Genomic DNA, 21,310 nt, shown 5'->3' on the forward strand with positions numbered 1-21,310 from the left:
ATCGAGTGGTGTCGGGCGGCCGTGAACGTTCACGGCCGTCAGGAGGCCGTGAACGTTCACGGCTGTCGGAGATCATTGCATCGGCTCTCCGTGCCGTCAACGGCTCCGCGTCCGTCGTGACCACCCGGAGACCGCCCGATGCCCGCTCGCGGAGCCTCGGCGAGGGCTCCGCGCCCCCGTGCGGGCAGCCGGAACGGGAAAGGACTTGTCGATCCCCGCCGCGGGGCGATAGCGTGATGCGATCGTGAACGTTCACGGCCCGAGGAGGGGCTGGCGTCCGCGATCTGCAGACCACCCCCAGACACCCATGAAGGACGACACGTCTCCATGAGCTCCGCCCCCGCTTCGTTCCGCTGGGCCGTCCTCGGCCCCGGCTCCATCGCCCGTCGCTTCGCCACGCAGCTCCCGCAGTCCCGCGCCGGCGCCCTCGTCGGCGTCGGCAGCTCCTCGCCCGAGCGCGCCGCGGCCTTCGCCGAGGAGTTCCCCCTCCAGGGCGCCGCGATCGTCGGCACCTACGAGGAGGTGCTCGCCTCCGCCGAGGTCGACGCCGTCTACATCTCGACCGTCCACACCGGGCACGCGCGCCTGGCCGCCGCGGCCCTCGAGGCCGGCAAGCACGTCCTGGTCGAGAAGCCGCTGACCCCGAACTCCGGCACCACCATGGCGCTGCTGGACCTCGCCGAGCGCAGCGGGAAGGTGCTGCTCGAGGCCTACATGTACCGCTTCCACCCGCAGACGGTGAAGGTCCTCGAGCTCGTCGCCGAGGGCGCCATCGGCGAGATCGCCCACGTGGACGCCTCCTTCTCCTTCGACACCAAGGGCCGCAGCGGCCGCCTGTTCGAGGTGGACACCGCCGGCGGCGGCATCCTGGACGTTGGCTGCTACCCGCTGTCGCTGGCCCGCTTCGTCGCGGGCGCGGCGGCCGGAGCCCCCTTCGCCGAGCCCACCGAGCTCGTCGGGCGCGGCACGATCGGCGAGACCGGCGTGGACGAGTGGGCCACCGCCGAGCTCCGCCTCCCCGGCGGGATCACCGCGAGCCTGCGCACCGGCGTGCGCCTGGCGGACCCGCAGTCGGCCACCATCACCGGCGCGCGCGGCGTGATCCGCCTGTCCGATCCGTGGGCCCTGGGCGAGAGCCAGGTCATCGAGCTCGACGTGGTGGGCGAGGAGCCCCGGCGGATCGAGATCGAGCCGTCCTTCTCCTACGCCCTGGAGGCGGACGCCCTGGCCGCGGCCGCGCAGGCCGGCACCGAGGTCCCCGAGCTGCCCTACGCCGGATCCCTGGGCCAGGCGCGGGCGCTGGACGCCTGGCGCGAGCAGATCGGCCTGCGGTACCCCTTCGAGCGCGACGACGCCGACATCCCCACGCTCACGGGCCGGCCGCTGCAGGCCGGGACCCAGATGACCTACGGCCGGATCCCCGGGATCGACAAGAAGGTCTCGCGCCTGGTCATGGGCTGCGACAACCAGATGAACCTCTCCCACGCCTCGGCGATGTTCGACGCCTTCTTCGAGATCGGCGGCACCACCTTCGACACCGCCTACATCTACGGCGGCGGCTACTGCGAGAAGCTGCTGGGGCAGTGGGTGAACAACCGCGGCGTGCGCGAGGACGTCGTGGTCATCACCAAGGGCGCCCACACGCCGCATTGCGATCCGGAGTCGATCACCCGTCAGCTCGAGGAGTCCCTCGAGCGCCAGGGCACCGACTACGCGGACCTCTACATGATGCACCGCGACAACCTCGACGTGCCGGTCGGGGAGTTCGTCGACGTGCTGGACGAGCACTACCGCGCCGGGCGCATCCGCGCCTTCGGCGGCTCGAACTGGACGCCGGCCCGCTTCGACGAGGCCAACGCCTACGCGGCGGCGCACGGCAAGCAGGGCTTCACCATCCTGTCCAACCACTTCGGGCTGGCGCAGGCGCTGGACGTGCCGTGGGCCGGCTGCGAGCACGCGACCGATCCCGAGTCCAAGGCCTGGCTGACCGAGCGGGGCGTCGCCCTGCTGCCGTGGTCCTCCCAGGCGCGCGGCTTCTTCACCGGCCGTGCGCGTCCCGAGGACCGATCCGACGCCGAGCTGGTGCGCTGCTACTACAGCGACGACAACTTCGAGCGCCTGGCGCGCGCGGAGCAGCTGGGCGCCGAGCGCGGGGTCCCGGCCACGGCGATCGCGCTCGCCTTCGTGCTGGCCCAGCCGTTCCCGACGTTCCCGCTGTTCGGCCCGCGCAGCATCTCCGAGATGCGCTCCTCCACGCTGGGCCTGTCGGTCGAGCTCAGCGCGCAGGAGATCGCCTGGCTGGATCTGCGCAGCGACGCACGCTGAGCACGGCTATGGTGATCCGATGAACCGTGTGCCCGCCGGGCCCCGCCCGGCCCGGCGGGCCACCATCGTCGACGTCGCCGAACGCGCCGGGGTGTCCCGCCAGACCGTCACCCGGGCCCTGAACGACATGCCGGGGATCAGCCCGACCACCCGGGAGCGCGTGCTCGCGGCGGCGCAGGCGCTGGCCTACCGCCCCTCCCGCTCCGGCCGCGCCCTCGTGCGGTCGGAGACCCCGGTGATCGGGCTGATCGTCTCGGACCTCACCAACGCCTTCTTCTCCGAGCTCGCGACCGCGATGATCCGAGAAGCGGATCGCGCCGGCTGGTCCGTCCTCTTCGCGGAGTCCCGGGTCACCGCCGGTCCGGTCCCGTACCTGGGGGAGCGGGTGGACGCCCTCATCGGATATTCGCCGATGGGGGAGCACGCGCCGGGGAACGCCGCCGTGCCGGTGGTCCTGCTGGATGCCCCGGAGGACGCCGATCCCCGATGCGGTCGGGTGGTCCTGGACTACGAGCCCGCGCTGACCGATCTCCGCGAGCATCTGCGGGGCGTCGGGGCATCGCGCCCGGCCGTGCTGGACGCGAGCGCGCACGGTCCCTCCCAGCGCGCCGTGCTCCTGCGGGCGGCGCTGGCCCCGCTCGCCGCCGCCGGGCAGGTCCCGCTCGAGGTGCTCGACGACCGCCTGCGCGGGGCCGAGGCGGACGCCGCCCGGGAGGCGGCCCTGGAGCGCCTGCTGGCGGCGGGGGAGGACGGCAGGGGCGCCGATGCGATCGTCGCCTTCAACGACCGCCTCGCCATCGAGCTGCTGCGCGGCCTCCGACGGCGCGGCGTGCGCGTCCCGGAGCAGGTCCGCGTCATCGGCGTCGACGGCCTGGCGCTCGGCGAGCTCGTCACGCCGACCCTCACGAGCCTGGCCTCCGACGCCCACGAGATCGCCCGCCATGCGGTCGATCTCGCGATCGGGATCTACGAGCACGCCATCCCCTCCGACGGCGGTCCCGACGGCACGGCCACCCTGCGCCGTCACGCCTATCGCCTGGTGGTGCGGGAGTCCGCCTGAGCGGGGAAGGATCTTCGTCACCCCCGTGCCGTCGGCGTTCCCGCGGCGGCCGCGCTCGTGGCACACTGAACGACGGTTCTGGTTCACGGCGCCCGCCGGGCGTCGACCCAGCGACCCGTGAGAAGGAGACGAGATGAAGGCCGAGATCCACCCCGCGTACGTCGTGACCGACGTGACCTGCACCTGCGGCAACACGTTCACGACCCGCAGCACCAAGACCGACGGTGCGATCAGCACCGAGGTGTGCTCCGCGTGCCACCCGTTCTACACGGGCAAGCAGAAGATCCTGGACACCGGCGGCCGCGTGGCCCGCTTCCAGGCGCGCTACGGCAAGAAGTCCGACTAAGACATCCGATCGACGCCGGCGGTCCCCTCGGGGCCGTCGGCGTCGTCGTCCCCGCTCCCGGTCGCCGCGGCGGGGCGGGAGCCTCCAGGAGGTCAGATGGCCGATCGGCCGACGTCGCCGGCCGGCCTGCCGGCGCTGCGCGAGGAGCACCGCCGCCTGCAGCAGGAGATGGCGGACCCGTCGCTGCACGAGGACGCCGGGCGCGCCCGGCGGGTGGGCCGCCGCTACGCCGAGCTGGAGGCGATCATCTCCCGCAGCGACGAGATCGCGGCGGTGCAGGCCGACCTCGCCACCGCCCGCGAGCTCGCCCTCGAGGACCCCGACTTCGCCGCCGAGGCCGATCAGCTCGAGGCCCGCGCCGCACGGCTGTCCGAGGAGCTCGAGGAGCTGCTGGCCCCGCGCGACCCCGACGACGGCCGCGACGTGATCCTCGAGATCAAGGCCGGCGCCGGCGGCGAGGAATCCGCCCTGTTCGCCGCGGAGATGCTGCGCATGTACCGCCAGTACGCCGCCGCGCGCGGATGGCTCCTGGAGGTGCTGGACCTGGCCGACTCCGACCTCGGCGGGATCAAGGCGGCCACGATCTCGATCCGCTCGCGCGGCGCGGGGACCCCGGCCGACGGCGTGTGGGCCCACCTCAAGCACGAGGCCGGCGTGCACCGCGTCCAGCGCGTCCCGGTGACGGAATCGGCCGGGCGCATCCACACCTCCGCCGTGGGCGTGCTCGTCCTGCCCGAGGCCGACGAGACCGACGAGGCCGAGCTGCTGGCCGACGCCCTCGCCCCCGCGAACCTGCGCGTGGACGTCTTCCGCTCCTCCGGGCCCGGCGGGCAGAGCGTGAACACGACCGACTCGGCGGTGCGCATCACCCACCTGCCGACGGGGATCGTCGTCTCCTGCCAGAACGAGAAGAGCCAGCTCCAGAACCGCGAGCAGGCCCTGCGCATCCTGCGCTCTCGCCTGCTGGACGCCCATCATGCCGCCCAGGACGCCGAGGCCTCCCAGGTCCGCCGCTCCCAGGTGCGCACCGTGGACCGCTCCGAGCGGATCCGCACCTACAACTTCCCCGAGTCGCGGGTGACCGACCACCGCACGGGGTACAAGGCCAACAACCTCGACCAGGTCCTCGCCGGGGACCTGGACGCGGTCATCGACTCCTCCCGCCGCGCCGAGCGGGAGGCGCGGCTGGTCGCCGGCGCGGAGGACGCCCGATGAGCCTGCCCGTCCCGGCGCGGCTGCGCACGGCCCTCGGCGAGGTCTCCGGCCGCCTCGCGGCCGCAGGGGTGCCCAGCCCCACCGTCGATGCCCGCGCCCTCATCGCCCGCGCCGCCGGCGAGCCCGCCCACCTGGTCCTGCTCGACGCGCTGCCGGACGGCTTCGACGCGCATCTCGAGGAGCTCACCCGCCGCCGGGAGGCGCGCGAGCCGCTGCAGCTCATCCTCGGCAGCGCCCCGTTCCGCCGGCTCCAGCTCGAGGTGGCCGCCGGGGTGTTCATCCCCCGTCCCGAGACCGAGGTGGCCCTCGACGTCCTCCTCGAGCACGCCCGCACCGAGCACGTGGCCCAGGTGCTGGACCTGTGCACCGGCAGCGGGGCGATCGCCGCCGCCGTGCTGGACGAGATGCCCGGCGTGCGCGTGCTCGCGGTCGAACGGGATCCGGCCGCCGCGCGCCTCGCCGCCCGGAACATCGCCGCCGCCGGCGGGGACCGCGGCACGGTGCTGCAGGGCGATGTGCGCGAGGTCCCGATCGAGCCCGGCGTCGACGCCGTGCTGTCCAACCCGCCGTACATCCCCGCCGGCCAGGTCCCCCGGGACCCCGAGGTGCTCGCCCACGACCCGGAGGCGGCGCTCTACGGCGGCGGCGAGGACGGTCTTCAGATCCCACGGGCGATCATCGTCCGTGCGGCGCGGCTCCTGCGGCCCGGCGGGCTGCTGGTGATGGAGCACGCCGATGTCCAGGGCCCGGCGACCTGCGCGATCGCGCAGGAGACCGGGGCGTTCGAGCAGGTGCGCACCCGCGTCGATCTCACCGGCCGGGACCGGTTCCTCGTCGCGGTGCGCCGTCAGGCGGAAGTGAGAGACTGACCCCCGTGAGCGTTCATGACACCCAGAATGAGGACAGCCGCCCCGAGGCGATCGAGGCCGCTGTCGCCGCCGTCCGCGACGGCAGGCTGATCGTGCTGCCGACCGACACCGTGTACGGCATCGGCGCCGATGCCTTCACCCCCGAGGCCGTGCAGGCGCTGCTGGACGCCAAGGGGCGCGGCCGCGACATGCCGCCGCCCGTGCTCATCGGCGACCCGGCCGTGCTGCTCGCGCTGGCCGTGGACGTCCCGGACTACGTCGAGGACCTGGCCGATGCCTTCTGGCCCGGGCCGCTCACCCTCATCCTGAACGCCCAGCCGTCGCTGACCTGGGACCTGGGGGAGACCCGCGGCACCGTCGCCCTGCGCATGCCCGATGACGAGGTCGCCCTCGAGCTGCTGCGCGCGACCGGGCCGCTGGCCGTCTCGAGCGCGAACCGCAGCGGGAAGAGCGCCGCGCTGACGGTGCTGGACGCCGCCACCCAGCTGGGCGACGCCGTCGACGTCTACCTCGACGGAGGACCCGCGCGGATCGGCGAGGCGTCCACCATCATCGACACCACGGTCACGCCGGCCGAGATCGTCCGCCAGGGCGCGCTGGGCCGGGACGAGATCGTCGCGAAGGTCGGGGACATCTTCACCGCCCCCGAGCCGCCCGCCGAGGAGGAGGACGCGGCGGCGGAGGCCGAGGCCGCGGACACCGCGGCGAGCGACTCCTCCGACGACGCATCGGGGGAGACGGCGCCCGAGGGCGAGAGCCCGGCCGGCGCCGCTCCGGCCCTGGCCCTGGACTCCGAGGACCCCGCCCCGGCGCCGGGGTCCGACGCCGCTCCCGCCGATGTCGATGCCGCCGAGGCCGAGGCCGAGGCCGATGCTGCCGATGCCGCGGACCCGGCGCAGGCCGCCGCCTCCGGCGCCCTGGCCGGACCGGACGGGCCCGCGCTGCAGGAAGACGCCGCGACCTCGGACGAGGGCGAGGTCGACTCCCCGGCAGGTGCCGGGCCGGCCGCCGCCGGGGCGCTGGACCTGCCCCGTGAGTCGGCTGCCGACGACGCCCGTGGCGCCGCCGGGGCCACGGCCGGGTGAGGGTCTACCTCTTCATCCTGCTGCTCGCCGCGGCAGTGACCTTCCTCACCACTCCCGCGGTGAGGCTGCTGGCCCGGCGCGCCGGGGCGATGACCGCCGTCCGCGCCCGGGACATGCACGACGTGGTCACGCCGCGGCTGGGCGGCGTGGCGATGCTGCTCGGCGTCATCGCCGCGATGCTCGTCGCCAGCCGGGTGCCCTTCCTGGAGAGGCTGTTCGACAACGGCCAGCCCTGGGCGATCCTCACCGCCGCGGTGGTGGTGTGCCTGCTCGGCGCGGCGGACGACAAATGGGACCTGGACTGGGTCACCAAGCTCGCCGGCCAGGTGCTCGCCGCCTTCCTGCTGGCCTGGCAGGGCGTGCAGCTGGTCTCGCTGCCGATCAACGGCGTGATGCTGCTGTCGCCGCGCGGCGCTCTCATCCTCACCGTGCTGGTGGTGGTGGTGAGCATGAACGCGGTGAACTTCGTGGACGGGCTGGACGGGCTCGCGGCCGGCGTGATGGCCATCGGCGGCGGCGCCTTCTTCATCTACGCCTACCTGCTCACCCGCGGGGCGAGCGCGACGGACTTCTCCTCGCTGGCCGCCCTGCTCACGGCGATCCTCATCGGCGCCTGCCTGGGGTTCCTCCCGCACAACCTCGACCGGGCGCGGATCTTCATGGGGGACTCCGGCTCGATGCTGCTGGGCCTGCTGCTGGCGGCCAGCACCATCACCGTCACCGGGCAGGTCGACCCCGCCCAGCTCTCCGCGGCCGACGTCTTCGGCCAGTTCCTGCCGATCCTGCTGCCGATCGGCGTGATGTTCGTGCCCTTCCTCGACTTCGCCCTCGCCGTGGTGCGGCGCATCGGCTCGGGGAAGTCCCCCTTCCACGCCGACGCCCTCCACCTCCACCACCGTCTGCTGGCGCTCGGCCACTCCAAGCGCGGCGCCGTGCTCATCATGTACACGTGGACGGTCGTGGTGTGCGTCGGCCTGCTGCTGCCGGTCTTCCTGGACCTGCGCGCCTCCGTCATCTTCTGGGTGATCGGCGTGGTCTTCGCGCTGGTCCTCACGATCGACCCCGTCACCCGTCTCCTCAAGCGCTCCCGGAAGGAGCCCGCCGATGCCCAGCACTGACGACCTCCCCACTCCCGCCGAGGGCGCGGAGCCGGCCGCCGGCGCCGCCGGGATCCGCCGCGAGAACCAGCACCACCTCCACCGGGCGCTGCTGCTGGCGATCGTCGTCGGCGCGGTGATCGACGCGGTGCTGATCGTGCTGGCGGCGACGCTCCTGGACGGCCCGGCGCTGCGCGGGGCGCTGGTCGGGACGGGGCTCGCGCTGGTCGTGACAGTGCCCACACTGCTCTCCGCGCGGATCACCCGGGACCGGGACCCGATGATGAGCGCCGCGGTGCTCGTGGGGGCCTGGCTGGTGAAGATGTTCGTGCTGGTCATCGTCCTGCTGCTGCTCCAGGACGTCGACGGGATCTCCCGTCCCTGGATCGGCATCGCGCTGCTCGCGGGCGCCGTGGCCGCCGCCGTGACCGAGGCCCTCGCCCTGCTGGCCCGTCGGCCCCGTCTGGAGGTCGAACCGCCGTCGGTCGGGCAGTGACATTCTGTTATGCTCGAGGCCGTGCGCTGTGAGGCCCCTGAGGCCGCACGGAACCCCCTGAAAACTCATCATCGGCGCGTCCTGCGCGCCATGGACGGCCCTCTCCCGCAGAGCTGGATCGTCGGTGCTGGGTGATCCGTCGCGGCGCGCGAGGAGCTTCGCTCCGGCCGTCTCCGACACCGGTGCCGGACATTCAATGACAGCCGTTCCCGCGCTGCCGCGCGGGACCGACGACCTGGGAGATCGAGCTGAACACCGCAGACCTCACTCCGGCCCTCTACGCGGAGGGCGACGAGCTCTTCCACATCCCGTCGCTGGCGGAGTTCTTCCCGGACGCCATCCTCTTCGCGGGCACCCCCTTCGAGTTCAACCGGGTCCAGCTCGTCCGCCTCATCATGATCGTGGTCGTGCTGCTCGTGCTGAGCATCATCGCCTCCCGCGCCAAGCTCGTGCCGGGCCGCTCCCAGAGCATCGTCGAGCTCCTCCTGGACTTCGTGAACAACACGATCATCCAGAACACGCTCGGCCTGCGGGAGGGCAAGCGGTTCGCCCCGATGCTCACCACGCTGTTCTTCCTCATCCTCACGATGAACATCGCCGGCGTGATCCCCGGGCTGAACCTCGCCGGGACCTCCGTGATCGGCGTGCCGCTGGTGCTGGCCCTGTGGACCTTCGTCACCTACGTCGTCTCCGGCGTCAAGGTGCACGGCGTCGCCGGCTACCTCAAGCACGAGACGATGCCCCCCGGCGTGCCGAAGCCGATCTACCTGCTGCTGGTGCCGATCGAGTTCCTCCAGGTGGTCCTGATCCGCTGGGCCTCGCTCACGATCCGACTCCTGGCGAACATGGTCGCCGGCCACATCATGCTCGTGGTGTTCATCGGCCTCACGCAGGGTCTGCTGTTCTCGGGCAGCATCCTCCTCGTCGGCGCCCCCTTCACCGGCGCCCTGGCGATCGGCATCTACGGCTTCGAGATCTTCGTCGCCGCTCTGCAGGCCTTCATCTTCACGATGCTCTCCGCGGTGTACATCCAGATGGCCACCTCGCAGGAGCACTGAGCCTGCCCCCGCACTGACCGTCCCCTCGCACGACCCCTGTCCGTCGCCCGTCCGGGCGGCACAACGAAAGGAAACCCTGTGGACCCGATGATTCTCTCGGAGCTCTCCGGCAACGTCGCATCCATCGGCTACGGCATCGCCGCGATCGGCCCCGGCATCGGCATCGGCATCATCGTCGGCAAGACCGCCGAGGCGACCGCTCGCCAGCCCGAGCTGCGCAGCCAGCTGCAGACGACCATGTTCATCGGTATCGCCTTCACCGAGATCCTGACCCTGCTGGCCATCGTCACCGGCCTCATCTTCGGCGGAACGGCCTGAGGCTCCCCTGATGATCTTCGCCGAAGGAGAAGTCTCCGGTACCCGGCTGCTCATCCCTGCCCCCTCCGAGATCATCTGGACGCTCATCTTCGTCCTGATCTTCGCGCTGGTCTTCATGAAGTTCATCCTTCCCCGTCTGAACGCGGTGCTCGACGAGCGCGCGGAGAAGATCGAGGGCGGGCTGAAGAAGGCCGAGGAGGTCCAGCAGCAGGTCGACGAGCTGAAGTCCACCCAGGAGCAGGAGCTCGCCGCAGCGCGCCAGGAGGCCGCTGCCATCCGCGAGAAGGCTCGCCAGGACGGTGCCCGCATCGTCGAGGAGGCCAAGGCGCATGCCGAGGCCGAGGCCGAGCGTGTTCTCGCCACCGGGCGTCAGCAGCTGAGCGCCGAGCGCCAGACCGCTTCCGCCCAGCTGCACAGCGAGGTCGGATCGCTCGCGAGCGATCTCGCCTCGAAGATCGTCGGGGAGTCCCTCGCCGACGACGAGCGCTCCCGCCGTGTGATCGACAGGTTCCTGGACGACCTCGAGTCGAGCCAGCCCGCCACCCGATAAGGACCAGTGATGCGAGGAATCTCCTCCACCTCGTTCGCCGAGGTCGTCCAGCAGGCCCAGTCCGCCTTCCGGGCTGACGGGCTCTCGCTGGAGAGCACCGCCGACGAACTGTTCGCGATCGCCGATGCGATCGACTCCAGCAATCAGCTCGTGCGTCTGCTGAGCGACTCCGGTCGCGACGCCGAGGTGAAGGAGACGGCGGTGCGCACCCTCCTGGCCGGCAAGGTCGGCGAGGCAGCCCTCGGTCTCACCCTCGAGGTCGTGCGCCGTCGCTGGTCCGAGCAGGAGGACATCCTCGACGCGCTGGAGCAGCTGGGCGTGCTCGCCCTGCTGGACCAGGCCGACCGGGAGAACGTGCTGGGCCAGGTCGAGGAGGAGCTCTTCCAGGTCTCCCGCCTCATCGACGACAGCCCCGAGCTGTCCTCGGCCTTCGACGACTCCCGCGGGGAGCCGGCCGCCCGCGGCGGGCTCGTCTCGCGGCTGCTCGAGGGCCGGGCGCACCGTCTGGCCGTGGCGCTGGCCCGCCGGGCCGTGTCCCGCCGCAGCGAGCTCAAGCCCGCCCGCCGCGTCCGCGAGTTCGCCGAGTTCGCCTCCGAGCGGCGCAGCCGCCTCATGGCGGTCGTCGAGAGCTCCCGCCCGCTCAGCGAGCAGCAGGTCTCCCGTCTCGGGGCGATCCTGGCCCGCAGCTACGGCCGGGAGGTGCAGATGAACCTCGAGGTCTCCGCGGACGTCGTCGGTGGTCTGCGCGTCCACGTGGGCGACGACCTGTACGACGCGACCGTCCTCGCGCGCCTGGCCCAGGCCCGCGCACACCTGGTGTCCTGACGGCTCCCGCCCAGGCACCCTCGAACCACACGACCCAGAACTCCCGCAGCGACGGGATGACCGAGAGGAAGCGAAGCACCGCGATGGCTGAGCTCACGATCCGCCCGGAGGACATCCGGCATGCTCTGGACACCGCCGTGTCCACCTACCAGGCAGGCTCCACCGACCGCGAGGAGATCGGCCGCGTCACCGAGTCGGCCGACGGCATCGCCCGCGTCGAGGGCCTGCCCAACGTCATGGCCAACGAGCTCGTCCGTTTCGAGAACGGCGTCCTCGGCCTCGCGCTGAACCTCGACCTGCGCGAGATCGGCGTGGTCGTGCTCGGCGAGTTCGCCGGCATCGAGGAGGGCCAGGAGGTCCGCCGCACCGGCGAGGTCCTCTCCGTCCCCGTCGGCGACGCCTTCCTCGGCCGCGTGGTCGACCCGACCGGCGCGCCCATCGACGGCCTCGGCACCATCGAGTCCACCGGCCGCCGCGCCCTCGAGCTGCAGGCGCCCGGCGTCATGCAGCGCAAGAGCGTCAAGGAGCCCCTGGCCACCGGCATCAAGGCCATCGACGCCATGACGCCCATCGGCCGCGGCCAGCGCCAGCTGATCATCGGCGACCGCCAGACCGGCAAGACCGCCATCGCCATGGACGCCATCCTGAACCAGAAGGCGAACTGGGAGTCCGGCGACCCGAGCAAGCAGGTGCGCTGCATCTACGTCGCAGTCGGCCAGAAGGGCTCGACCATCGCCTCGGTGCGCTCGACCCTCGAGGCGGCCGGCGCCCTGGAGTACACCACCATCGTCGCGGCCCCGGCCTCCGACCCGGCGGGCTTCAAGTACATCGCCCCCTACGCGGGCTCGGCCATCGGCCAGCACTGGATGTACGAGGGCAAGCACGTCCTCATCGTCTTCGACGACCTGTCCAAGCAGGCCGAGGCGTACCGCGCCGTGTCGCTGCTGCTGCGCCGCCCGCCGGGCCGCGAGGCCTACCCCGGCGACGTCTTCTACCTGCACTCCCGTCTGCTGGAGCGCTGCGCGAAGCTGTCCGACGAGATGGGCGGCGGCTCGATGACCGGCCTGCCGATCATCGAGACCAAGGCCAACGACGTCTCGGCCTACATCCCGACCAACGTCATCTCCATCACCGACGGCCAGTGCTTCCTGCAGTCGGACCTGTTCAACGCGAACCAGCGTCCGGCCGTGGACGTCGGCATCTCCGTGTCCCGCGTGGGCGGCTCCGCCCAGACGAAGGCCATGAAGTCCGTCTCGGGCACGCTGAAGATCTCGCTCGCGCAGTACCGCGACCTCGAGGCCTTCGCGATGTTCGCCTCGGACCTGGATGCCGCCTCGAAGCAGCAGCTGAACCGCGGCGCCCGCCTCATGGAGCTGCTCAAGCAGAACCAGAGCTCGCCGTTCCCGATGGAGGAGGAGGTCGTCTCGATCTGGGCCGGCACCACCGGCAAGTTCGACGACATCGACGTCGAGGACGTCCGCGACTTCGAGACGCACCTGCTCGAGTACCTGCGCCACACCGGCGGGGTCCTCGAGGCCATCCGCACCTCGGGCAAGTTCGAGTCCTCCACCGAGGAGGAGCTCACCCGCCTGCTGGCCGATGCGAAGAAGGACTTCCTCGCCGGTCGGGGCAAGGAGCCGGTCACCGACGTGCACGGTCGCCTCGGCGACGAGGACATCGACCAGGAGAGCATCGTCCGCGGCTGATCCGAACACCGTGCCCGCCCCTTCGGGCGGGCACGGCGGACGCCGGTTCATCGCCCCGTACGAGGAGAGACATGGGAGCCCAGCAGAGGGAGTACAAGAAGCGGATCCGTTCCGCCCAGGGCATGAAGAAGATCTTCAAGGCCCAGGAGATGATCGCGGCCACGCGCATCGCCAAGGCGCACGCCCGCGTGCTCGCCACCACCCCCTACGCCGACGCCATCACCCAGGCCATCGGCGCGGTCGGCGCGCACTCGACCGACTTCGCGCACCCCTTCCTGGAGCAGGACCGCAGCGAGACCGGCCGCGCGGCCGTCCTCCTGATCACCTCCGACCGCGGCATGGCGGGCTCCTACTCGCCCAACGCGATCCGGGAGGCGGAGGAGCTGTCCAACCGGCTGCGCGACGAGGGCAAGACGGTGGACCTGTACGTCGTCGGCCGCAAGGGCGAGACCTACTACCGGTTCCGCAACCGTCCGCCCAAGCAGGCCTGGACGCCCTACAAGGAGGAGGAGCTCGGCGCGCTCGGCCACGAGATCGCGCAGACCCTCACCGAGGCGCTGCTCAGCGAGGACCCGGCCGTCCACGTCGACGAGCTGTACCTCGTGGGCACCCGGTTCCTCAGCCGCTTCCAGCAGGTCGCCCGGGTCAGCCGCCTGGTGCCGATGGCAGTGGTCGACGGCGGGCACGGAGACCAGGCGCAGACCTTCCCGCTGTACGAGTTCGCGCCCGACGCCGCCTCGGTGATGGACGAGCTCATCCCGCGCTACGTGGAGTCCCGGATCGTGAACCTGCTGATGCAGTCGATCGCCTCCGAGCACGCCTCCCGGCAGCGCGCGATGAAGACCGCGACGGACAACGCCCAGACCCAGATCGACAAGTTCACCCGTCTGGCGAACTCCGCCCGACAGGCGGAGATCACCCAGGAGATCACGGAGATCGTCGGCGGCGCCGACGCACTCGCCGGATCAGGACGCGCAGAGCGCTGAGACCTCGCCCCGCGCCCTGAGCGCCGGCCCGACCCTTTGGAGAGAACGCACATGACCACCACTGCCCCCGAGACCGTCACCGCGACCGGCCGCGTCGCGCGCGTGACCGGCGCCGTCGTCGACATCGAGTTCCCGCCCGGGAACATCCCCGCGATGTACAACGCGCTGACCACCGTCATCGAGGCGACCGGCGCGGGCCTGGACCCGACCACCCTCACCCTCGAGACCGCCCAGCACCTCGGCGACGGCATGATCCGCGCCATCGCGCTGAAGCCGACCGACGGGCTCGTGCGCGGCCAGGCCGTGACCGACACCGGCGCCCCGATCTCCGTGCCGGTCGGCGACGTCACCCTCGGCACCGTCTTCGACACCGTCGGCAACGCGCTGAACCTCCCCGAGGGCCAGACCCTCGAGGTCACCGAGCGCTGGCCCATCCACCGCAAGGCGCCGAACTTCGACCAGCTGGAGTCCAAGACCCAGATGTTCGAGACCGGCATCAAGTCGATCGACCTCCTCACCCCGTACGTGCAGGGCGGCAAGATCGGCCTGTTCGGCGGCGCGGGCGTCGGCAAGACGGTGCTCATCCAGGAGATGATCTACCGCGTGGCCAACAACCACGACGGCGTCTCCGTGTTCGCCGGCGTCGGCGAGCGCACCCGTGAGGGCTGGGACCTCATCGAGGAGATGACCGAGTCCGGCGTCATCGAGAAGACCGCCCTGGTCTTCGGCCAGATGGACGAGCCGCCGGGCACGCGTCTGCGCGTGGCGCTGTCGGCGCTGACCATGGCGGAGTACTTCCGCGATGTGCAGAGCCAGGACGTGCTGCTGTTCATCGACAACATCTTCCGCTTCACGCAGGCGGGCTCCGAGGTCTCCACGCTGCTGGGCCGCATGCCCTCGGCCGTGGGCTACCAGCCGAACCTCGCCGACGAGATGGGCGTGCTCCAGGAGCGCATCACCTCGACGCGCGGCCACTCGATCACCTCCATGCAGGCGATCTACGTCCCGGCCGACGACTACACCGACCCGGCCCCGGCGACGACCTTCGCCCACCTGGACGCGACCACCGAGCTCTCCCGTGAGATCGCCTCGCGCGGCCTGTACCCGGCGATCGACCCGCTGGCCTCCACCTCGCGCATCCTGGACCCGCACTACGTGGGCCAGGAGCACTACGACACGGCCCTGCGCGTGAAGCAGATCCTCCAGCGCAACAAGGAGCTGCAGGACATCATCGCGATGCTCGGCGTGGACGAGCTCTCCGAGGAGGACAAGGTCACGGTGGCGCGCGCCCGCCGCATCCAGCAGTTCCTCTCGCAGAACACCCACATGGCCAAGCAGTTCACCGGTGTGGACGGCTCGGACGTCGCCCTGCGCGACACCATCGAGGGCTTCAAGGGGATCGTGGACGGCGAGTTCGACCACATCGCCGAGCAGGCGTTCTTCAACGTCGGCGGCATCGACATGGTCCTGGAGAACTGGCACCGCATCCAGAAGGAGCTCGGCCAGTGAGCTCGCTCGAGGTCACCTTCGTCACCTCGGACCGGACCGTCTGGACCGGCACCGCGGCGCAGGTCGTCGTGCCTGCGGTCGACGGCTCCTTCGGCATCCTCCCGCGCATGCAGCCCACCCTCGCGATCCTCGATCGCGGGAACGTGCGGATCATCGCGGAGGACGGCTCGGTGACCGAGCGCGAGGTCCAGGGCGGCTTCGTGTCCATGGACTCCGACGTCGTCACCATCGCCGTGGATCAGGCCGACCGCGCCCGCAGCGCGAGCTGATCCGGTCCCGGACACGTCGATGCGAACGAGCGCCCCGATCATCGCCCTGGTGATCGGGGCGCTCGTCGTCCTGGCGACGCTCGCCCTGGTCGCCCGCCAGGTGCATGTCTCGCGGATGCGCGGGGTGTTCGACTGCGTGCTGTGGCGCCGGGGCGTCCGGGGCCGCGAGGGCTGGCAGCAGGGGCTCATGCGCTTCACCTCGCAGGAGCTGCAGTGGTTTCGCGCCCTCTCGTGGCGCATCCGCCCCGAGCGGCGGATCGGCCGCTGCGACATCCTCGGCGAGCAGCGCAGCGTGATCGGGGAGAAGACCCCCGGCGGCGAGGACTACGTCCTGGTCGAGCTCACCCTGCGCCAGGGCGCCCGGGTGCGGGTGATCATGGCCCGCTCGGCGGCCTCCGCGCTGAACGCCTGGCTGGAGTCGGCGCCGATGGGGCTGGTCATCGGCGACGCCGACTGAGGCCGGCGGCGGTCAGAGGACGTCGACGCCCTCCCGCAGCACCCGCTGGACCTGGAGATCCTCGTCCACGAGCAGGACGTCGGCCCGCGCGCCGGCGGCGAGGACCCCGATCTCCCCCTCCGCGCCGAGCAGGCGCGCCGGGGTGGTGCTCGCGGCCGCGACCGCGGCGCCGAGGTCCACGCCCGCCTCCTGCACGGCGCAGCGCACCACGTCGATCAGGTGGGCGGTGCCCCCGGCGATGCTGCCGCCCTCGGTGAGGGTCGCGACCCCGCCCGCGACGGTGACGTCCAGAGCGCCCAGGTGATAGGCGCCGTCGGCCATGCCCGCCGCTGCCATGGCGTCGGTGACCAGCAGCACGCAGCCCGGGCGGGCGATGGCGAACACGTGCGCGACCGTCCGCGCGTCCAGGTGCACGCCGTCGGCGATGACCTCGACCAGCAGCTCGCCGCGGGCGGCGGCGTCCAGCGCCGCGAGGGCCGGTCCCGGATCCCGGTGATGGATCGGGCGCATGCCGTTGAACAGGTGGGTGGCGCTGGGGAGGGCGGATCGTCCGCGCGCGGCCTCCAGGGCCCGCCGGGCCTGCTCGATCCCGCGGGTCATGATCTCGCTGCTGGCGTCGGTGTGCCCGAGGGAGGGCACCGCCCCGCCGGCGGCGAGGGCCGCGAGGACGGCGTCCGCGCCCTCGGCCTCGGGGGCCAGCGTCATGGTGGCGACCGCCCCGGCGCCGATCTCGCAGAGCTCGGCCACCAGCTCGGCGTCCCCGGCCACGATGTGCGCGGGATTCTGCGCGCCCTTGCGCGCCGCGGAGATGAACGGCCCCTCGAGGTGGATCCCCGCGATCTCCCCGTCGCGGTGGAGGCCCGCGAGCAGGGCGACCCTCCGGCGCAGCGTGTCGGCATCGGCGGTGACCAGGGACGCGACCAGGGACGTGGTGCCGTGGCGGCGGTGCTCGCGCACCGCGACCAGGGCGCGCTCGGGATCCTCGCAGTCGGGGAAGGAGACGCCGCCGCCGCCGTGGTCGTGGACGTCGACCAGCCCGGGGAGGACCAGGCCCTCGTGGCGCACCTCCTGCGCCGCGCGGTGCACGGGGGCGCCATGGGCCGGGCCGGCATAGACGATCCGCCCCTCGTGCAGCAGCACCAGCGCTCCGGGCAGGACGCGGTCCCCGAGCACGGCGGTGCCGTGGACGGCCGTGTCCACGGCGAGGACGGACTCGGGGGAGGGGGAGCTCTCGGCGGGCTGGGTCATGGCGGTCCTTCCTCGGACGGGCGGGGAGCGGTGAGGCCGGGGCGCTCGCTCAGAAGAGCCGCGACTCGACGTCGTCGATGCCGCGCAGGGCGTCGTAGTCCAGCGTCACGCAGTCGATCCCGCGGTCGGCGGCCAGGACGCGGGCCTGCGGCTTGATCGCCTGGGCCGCGAAGATCCCGCGCACGGGCGCGAGCAGCGGATCGCGGTTGAGCAGCTCGAGGTACCGGGTCAGCTGCTCGACGCCGTCGATCTCGCCCCGGCGCTTGATCTCGATCGCGACGCTCGCACCGTCGGCGTCGCGCGCCAGGATGTCCACGGGGCCGATGGCGGTCGCGTACTCGCGCCGCACCAGGGTCCAGCCCTCGCCGAGATGGTCGATGTTCTGCGCCAGCAGGGCCTGCAGATGCGCCTCGACGCCGTCCTTCTGCAGCCCGGGGTCCACGCCCAGCTCGTGCGAGGAGTCCTCGAGCACCTCGTGCAGGCGCACCCGCAGGGTGTCGCCCGTCTTGGTGTGGGTCACCTGCCACTGCTCGATCCAGGGGGAGCCGTCGGCGTCCGCCGCGGCCTCCTCGTCCGACCTCCGCTCGACCGTGAGGGTGCACGGCGGGCTCATCCAGTTCAGCGGCTTGTAGCTGCCGCCGTCGGAATGCACCAGCACGCTGCCGTCGGCCTTGACGATCAGCAGGCGCGGGGCCAGAGGGAGGTGGGCCGTCAACCGGCCCGCATAATCCACAGAGCAATGAGCTACCACGAGACGCACCCCGACAGCGTACGTCAGGCCGCGCGGGCTCCGGGACGATAGGCTGGCACGGCGGTATCCCTGAGGGGCCGGGTCCCGGTCGGCGCCGCCGCCGGGTGGAAACGCTCACGTCGCCGTGCCGGTCGTGCGGGAGCGCTCGTATCGTGGTGTGGTTCCCATCCTTGAAGGAGATCTCCGCCGTGCAGAAGATCCTCGCCGCGGCCCTCGTGGTCCTGGGCCTGGCCGGCCTCGTCCTGGGCCGCCTGGGCGAGACCACCTGGGCGCCCTCCACCGAGCACACCGCCGTGGCCGACCTCGCCGATGCCGGACCCGCGGTCGTCATCGACCCGGGCGTGCTGTACGTCGGCGGGGAGGAGGGCACGGTGGAGATCACCGCCGCCTCCGACGTCTCGGTGATCACCGCGGCCAACGACGACATCGCCGCCTACCTCGCCCAGACCCGGTACACCCGCGTCACGGGCGTCCCCAGCTGGGAGACGCTCTCCACCGAGGTCGTGAATCCCGACGGCGGCACCACGCTGAGCGATCCGGCCGGCTCGGACCTCTGGCGCCAGGTCGAGACCTCGCCGAGCCCCGCGAGCATCGACATCGCCGCCTTCCGCCGGGAGGAGGCCGCTCCCGGCTCCGAGCAGCCGTACCGCGCGATCCTGCTGGTGACCGACGGGACCGCCCCCGGTGCGCAGAGCATCTCCATCACCTGGCCGGTGGAGGCGAGCAACGCCTGGGTGCCCTACGCATATGCCGGCGGGGCGACCGTGGCCGTGATCGGCCTGATCTGGTTCGTGCTCGCCTTCCGCAGCAGCGGCCGCCGCGACGAGGACCATGCGCCGGCCCGGCCCGAGGTCGCCGCGGCCGCCGCCGGCCCCTCGGCGGCGCCGTCGACGACCACGGCGGCGCCCACGCTGGTGCCCGGCCGCGACGCGCCGGTGAGCTCCCCGGACTCCGCACCGCCCGCCGGGGACGTCACCGACACCCTCCCGCCGGTGCCCGCCGCGGAGGAGGATCCCGCGCCCCGGGCGCCCCACCGTCCCACCCATCGCGGGGAGGAGCGGTCATGAGCCTGCGTCCCGCCGCCCCGCTCCAGGTCCCGGGAGGCCCCATGTCCCTGCGCCCCGTCCTGGCCCGCCGCTCCCTGCTCGCCGGGGCCGGGGCCCTGCTGACCGGTACGGTCCTGGCGGCCTGCTCCGAGGTCGCCCCGCCGCCGCCGGTGCCCACGGGCCCCTCCCTCGCCTCGCCGACGCCCGCCGCGAGCACCGAACAGCTGGCCCCCGTGGTCGCGGAGATCTCGGCCGCCGTCGCCGCGGCGGACGAGGCGAAGGACGCCGGGCTGCTTGCGCCGCGCGTGGTCGGCTCGGCGGTCGAGTTCCGCACCCGCACCTACGAGATCGTCGCGGCCTTCCCGGACTGGTCCGAGCAGCTGGCCTCGTACCCCGGCGCCGAGCCGATGGTGCTCCTCACCTCGACCGCGACCGAGTTCCCGCGCACCGCCATGGCGCTGGTGCCCGATGCGGGCCCCTCCGGGATCCCCTTCTTCCTCGCCCTCCAGCAGGCCGATGCGCAGTCGCCGTACACCACCTGGGGCTGGGCCCAGCAGGCCGTCGACGTCGAGATGCCGAAGGTGCCCGCGGACAGCGTCGGCAGCGAGCCCGTGGCGCCGGACGCCGAGGGGCTGAAGCTCACCCCCGCCGAGGCGCTGTCGCTGTACGCCGCGGTCCTCTCCTCGGGCGACGGGGTCGACGCCGAGGACGTCCTCGCCGAGAACCCCTTCCAGACGCAGGCCCACGCGCAGATCCAGGCCGAGCGCACCGACCTGAACAAGGACGTGGAGCGCGACCAGGCGGCCACGATCCACGAGAGGTACACGGTCAAGGACGGCGACTTCGCCGGCCTGCGCACCGACGACGGCGGCGCGGTGGTGATGGGGACGCTCCTGTCCACCCGGACCGTGAAGGTCAAGGAGGGCGCCACGATCTCCTACACCGAGGACAACGTCTTCACCACCCTGGCGGGACGCACCGAGTTCACCGAGAGCTACGTGCGCGAGTACGGCTCGGTGGTGGCCCTGTACATCCCGCCGGCGGACTCCGACCAGCAGATCCAGCCGATCGGCGCGAGCCGTGCGCTGCTGGGCGCCTCCGGCTCCTGATCCCCGTCAGCATGCTCCCGACCGACCATCCGTGAGAGGACCATCCATGACCGATCCGTACGGCATCCCCGATCTCGCCGCGCTGCGCGATCCCGCTCCCAGCTCCCACGTCGGCGAGCCCGCCCAGCACGAGGTCGCCGTCACCGAGCAGGGGCTCGAGCAGCTCATCCAGGACTCCCAGCAGATCGCGACGCTGCTGCTGGTGACCAGCTCCCGCGTGCCCCAGGCCGCGGACTTCCTCGCCGCCCTGCGCGCGGCGGTGGATGCGAAGTCCGGCGCGGTGCGCCTGGCCACCGTCGACGCCGACACGCAGCCGCGGGTGGCCGAGGCCCTGCGCGTGCGCCAGCTCCCCACCCTGCTGCTGCTGCTCAAGGGGCAGCTGCAGCCGATCGTCGAGTCCGTGCTCCCGGCCGAGGAGATCACCCCCCTGCTCGACCAGGTCGTCCAGGTCGCCGAGCAGCAGGGGATGGACGTCTCCGCCGCCGGCGAGGCGCCGGAGGCGGAGGAGGAGCCGCTCGCGCCGCTGATCCAGGCGGCGTACGACGCGATCGAGCGCGGCGACCTCGACGGAGCCGTCGCCGCCTACGAGGAGCAGCTCTCCCAGAGCCCCGCCGACGCCGAGGCGAAGGCGGGACTGGCGACGGTGAGCCTGATGCGCCGCACCCAGGGCGTCGACCTCAACGCCGCGCGCGCCGCGGCCGCCGCGGATCGCGCGGACCTTCCCGCGCAGCTGCTGGTGGCGGATCTGGACATGCTCGGCGGCCATGTCGAGGACGCCTTCGGGCGTCTGCTCGAGCTGCTGCGCGGGGCCGATGCGGAGACGAAGGACGCCGTGCGGTCCCGCCTGCTGGAGCTGTTCGAGGTCGCCGGCCCCGAGGACCCGCGCGTGCCGCCGGCCCGCAAGCGCCTGGCGAACCTGCTGTTCTGACCGGCCCGCACCCCGGTCCGATGACGTGAGGCCGGCGGCCCCCTCCCTGCGGAGGGG

At 72.5% G+C, this 21,310-nt stretch carries 22 protein-coding genes; 20 read left to right on the top strand and 2 right to left on the bottom strand.

Annotation, left to right across the window (positions count from 1 at the left end; genetic code table 11):
- The first annotated feature begins 327 nt into the window (after positions 1-327).
- The 17 genes from BF93_RS00090 (at position 328) to BF93_RS00170 (ending at position 16,171) form a co-directional block, all read left to right on the top strand.
- Positions 328-2,325 carry an aldo/keto reductase gene (locus BF93_RS00090; RefSeq protein ID WP_038369931.1) on the top strand — a complete coding sequence of 666 codons (1,998 nt, stop codon included), beginning with the start codon at positions 328-330 and terminating at the stop codon, positions 2,323-2,325.
- A 19-nt stretch (positions 2,326-2,344) separates the two neighbouring features.
- The gene (locus BF93_RS00095) at positions 2,345-3,385 is read left to right on the top strand and encodes a LacI family DNA-binding transcriptional regulator (RefSeq protein WP_038369932.1); all 1,041 of its coding nucleotides are present in this window, start codon (positions 2,345-2,347) and stop codon (positions 3,383-3,385) included.
- 133 nt (positions 3,386-3,518) lie between these two features.
- On the top strand, positions 3,519-3,731 hold the full coding sequence (rpmE, locus tag BF93_RS00100; protein WP_038369933.1) for a 50S ribosomal protein L31: 213 nt from the start codon (positions 3,519-3,521) through the stop codon (positions 3,729-3,731).
- A 96-nt stretch (positions 3,732-3,827) separates the two neighbouring features.
- Complete coding sequence (gene prfA / locus BF93_RS00105; protein WP_038369934.1) at positions 3,828-4,946, top strand: peptide chain release factor 1; 1,119 nt, start codon at positions 3,828-3,830, stop codon at positions 4,944-4,946.
- Positions 4,943-5,815 (top strand): peptide chain release factor N(5)-glutamine methyltransferase, encoded by an 873-nt coding sequence (gene prmC / locus BF93_RS00110; RefSeq protein WP_038369935.1) that lies wholly within the window; start codon positions 4,943-4,945, stop codon positions 5,813-5,815. The genes prfA and prmC overlap by 4 nt, the downstream gene beginning before the upstream one ends.
- A gap of 5 nt (positions 5,816-5,820) precedes the next feature.
- A complete protein-coding gene (locus tag BF93_RS00115; protein ID WP_084148139.1) occupies positions 5,821-6,900 on the top strand; it encodes an L-threonylcarbamoyladenylate synthase in 1,080 nt (359 codons plus the stop codon).
- Complete coding sequence (locus tag BF93_RS00120; protein WP_038369937.1) at positions 6,897-8,018, top strand: MraY family glycosyltransferase; 1,122 nt, start codon at positions 6,897-6,899, stop codon at positions 8,016-8,018. Before BF93_RS00115 ends, BF93_RS00120 begins: the two co-directional genes overlap by 4 nt.
- Positions 8,005-8,493 carry a hypothetical protein gene (locus BF93_RS00125; RefSeq protein ID WP_051486329.1) on the top strand — a complete coding sequence of 163 codons (489 nt, stop codon included), beginning with the start codon at positions 8,005-8,007 and terminating at the stop codon, positions 8,491-8,493. Before BF93_RS00120 ends, BF93_RS00125 begins: the two co-directional genes overlap by 14 nt.
- Before the next feature lie 338 nt (positions 8,494-8,831).
- Positions 8,832-9,551, top strand: a complete 720-nt coding sequence (gene atpB, locus BF93_RS00130) for a F0F1 ATP synthase subunit A (protein WP_269518761.1) — start codon at positions 8,832-8,834, stop codon at positions 9,549-9,551.
- A gap of 78 nt (positions 9,552-9,629) precedes the next feature.
- The gene (gene atpE / locus BF93_RS00135) at positions 9,630-9,869 is read left to right on the top strand and encodes an ATP synthase F0 subunit C (protein WP_038369940.1); all 240 of its coding nucleotides are present in this window, start codon (positions 9,630-9,632) and stop codon (positions 9,867-9,869) included.
- Positions 9,870-9,879: 10 nt separating this feature from the next.
- Entirely contained in the window at positions 9,880-10,419 is a 540-nt protein-coding gene (locus tag BF93_RS00140) for a F0F1 ATP synthase subunit B (protein WP_038369942.1), read from the top strand.
- A 9-nt stretch (positions 10,420-10,428) separates the two neighbouring features.
- Positions 10,429-11,244: a F0F1 ATP synthase subunit delta gene (locus BF93_RS00145; RefSeq protein ID WP_038369943.1), complete on the top strand. Its 816-nt coding sequence runs from the start codon at positions 10,429-10,431 to the stop codon at positions 11,242-11,244.
- An 83-nt stretch (positions 11,245-11,327) separates the two neighbouring features.
- Positions 11,328-12,950 (top strand): F0F1 ATP synthase subunit alpha, encoded by a 1,623-nt coding sequence (atpA, locus tag BF93_RS00150; protein WP_038369944.1) that lies wholly within the window; start codon positions 11,328-11,330, stop codon positions 12,948-12,950.
- 71 nt (positions 12,951-13,021) lie between these two features.
- On the top strand, positions 13,022-13,936 hold the full coding sequence (locus tag BF93_RS00155) for a F0F1 ATP synthase subunit gamma (protein WP_038369945.1): 915 nt from the start codon (positions 13,022-13,024) through the stop codon (positions 13,934-13,936).
- 51 nt (positions 13,937-13,987) lie between these two features.
- On the top strand, positions 13,988-15,445 hold the full coding sequence (gene atpD / locus BF93_RS00160) for a F0F1 ATP synthase subunit beta (RefSeq protein ID WP_038369946.1): 1,458 nt from the start codon (positions 13,988-13,990) through the stop codon (positions 15,443-15,445).
- On the top strand, positions 15,442-15,714 hold the full coding sequence (locus BF93_RS00165; protein ID WP_038369947.1) for a F0F1 ATP synthase subunit epsilon: 273 nt from the start codon (positions 15,442-15,444) through the stop codon (positions 15,712-15,714). The genes atpD and BF93_RS00165 overlap by 4 nt, the downstream gene beginning before the upstream one ends.
- Positions 15,715-15,733: 19 nt before the next feature.
- Entirely contained in the window at positions 15,734-16,171 is a 438-nt protein-coding gene (locus BF93_RS00170) for a DUF2550 family protein (protein WP_038369948.1), read from the top strand.
- Positions 16,172-16,183: 12 nt separating this feature from the next.
- Here the strand turns inward: BF93_RS00170 and BF93_RS00175 are convergent, their stop codons facing one another.
- Positions 16,184-17,419: an N-acetylglucosamine-6-phosphate deacetylase gene (locus BF93_RS00175; protein WP_038369949.1), complete on the bottom strand. Its 1,236-nt coding sequence runs from the start codon at positions 17,417-17,419 to the stop codon at positions 16,184-16,186.
- 49 nt (positions 17,420-17,468) lie between these two features.
- Entirely contained in the window at positions 17,469-18,179 is a 711-nt protein-coding gene (nucS, locus tag BF93_RS00180) for an endonuclease NucS (RefSeq protein WP_038369950.1), read from the bottom strand.
- Positions 18,180-18,340: 161 nt separating this feature from the next.
- Between nucS and BF93_RS00185 the strand changes: the two genes are divergently transcribed.
- From BF93_RS00185 to BF93_RS00195, 3 genes are read left to right on the top strand one after another with little or no spacing between them, the layout of a single operon-like run.
- Positions 18,341-19,237, top strand: coding sequence for a hypothetical protein (locus tag BF93_RS00185; RefSeq protein WP_156953999.1), 897 nt, complete (start codon positions 18,341-18,343; stop codon positions 19,235-19,237).
- Positions 19,234-20,325: a DUF8094 domain-containing protein gene (locus tag BF93_RS00190; RefSeq protein WP_038369951.1), complete on the top strand. Its 1,092-nt coding sequence runs from the start codon at positions 19,234-19,236 to the stop codon at positions 20,323-20,325. Before BF93_RS00185 ends, BF93_RS00190 begins: the two co-directional genes overlap by 4 nt.
- 46 nt (positions 20,326-20,371) lie before the next feature.
- Positions 20,372-21,253, top strand: a complete 882-nt coding sequence (locus tag BF93_RS00195; protein ID WP_038369952.1) for a co-chaperone YbbN — start codon at positions 20,372-20,374, stop codon at positions 21,251-21,253.
- Positions 21,254-21,310 lie beyond the last annotated feature (57 nt).

This window comes from Brachybacterium phenoliresistens, from assembly GCF_000576425.1.
Taxonomy (GTDB): domain Bacteria; phylum Actinomycetota; class Actinomycetes; order Actinomycetales; family Dermabacteraceae; genus Brachybacterium; species Brachybacterium phenoliresistens.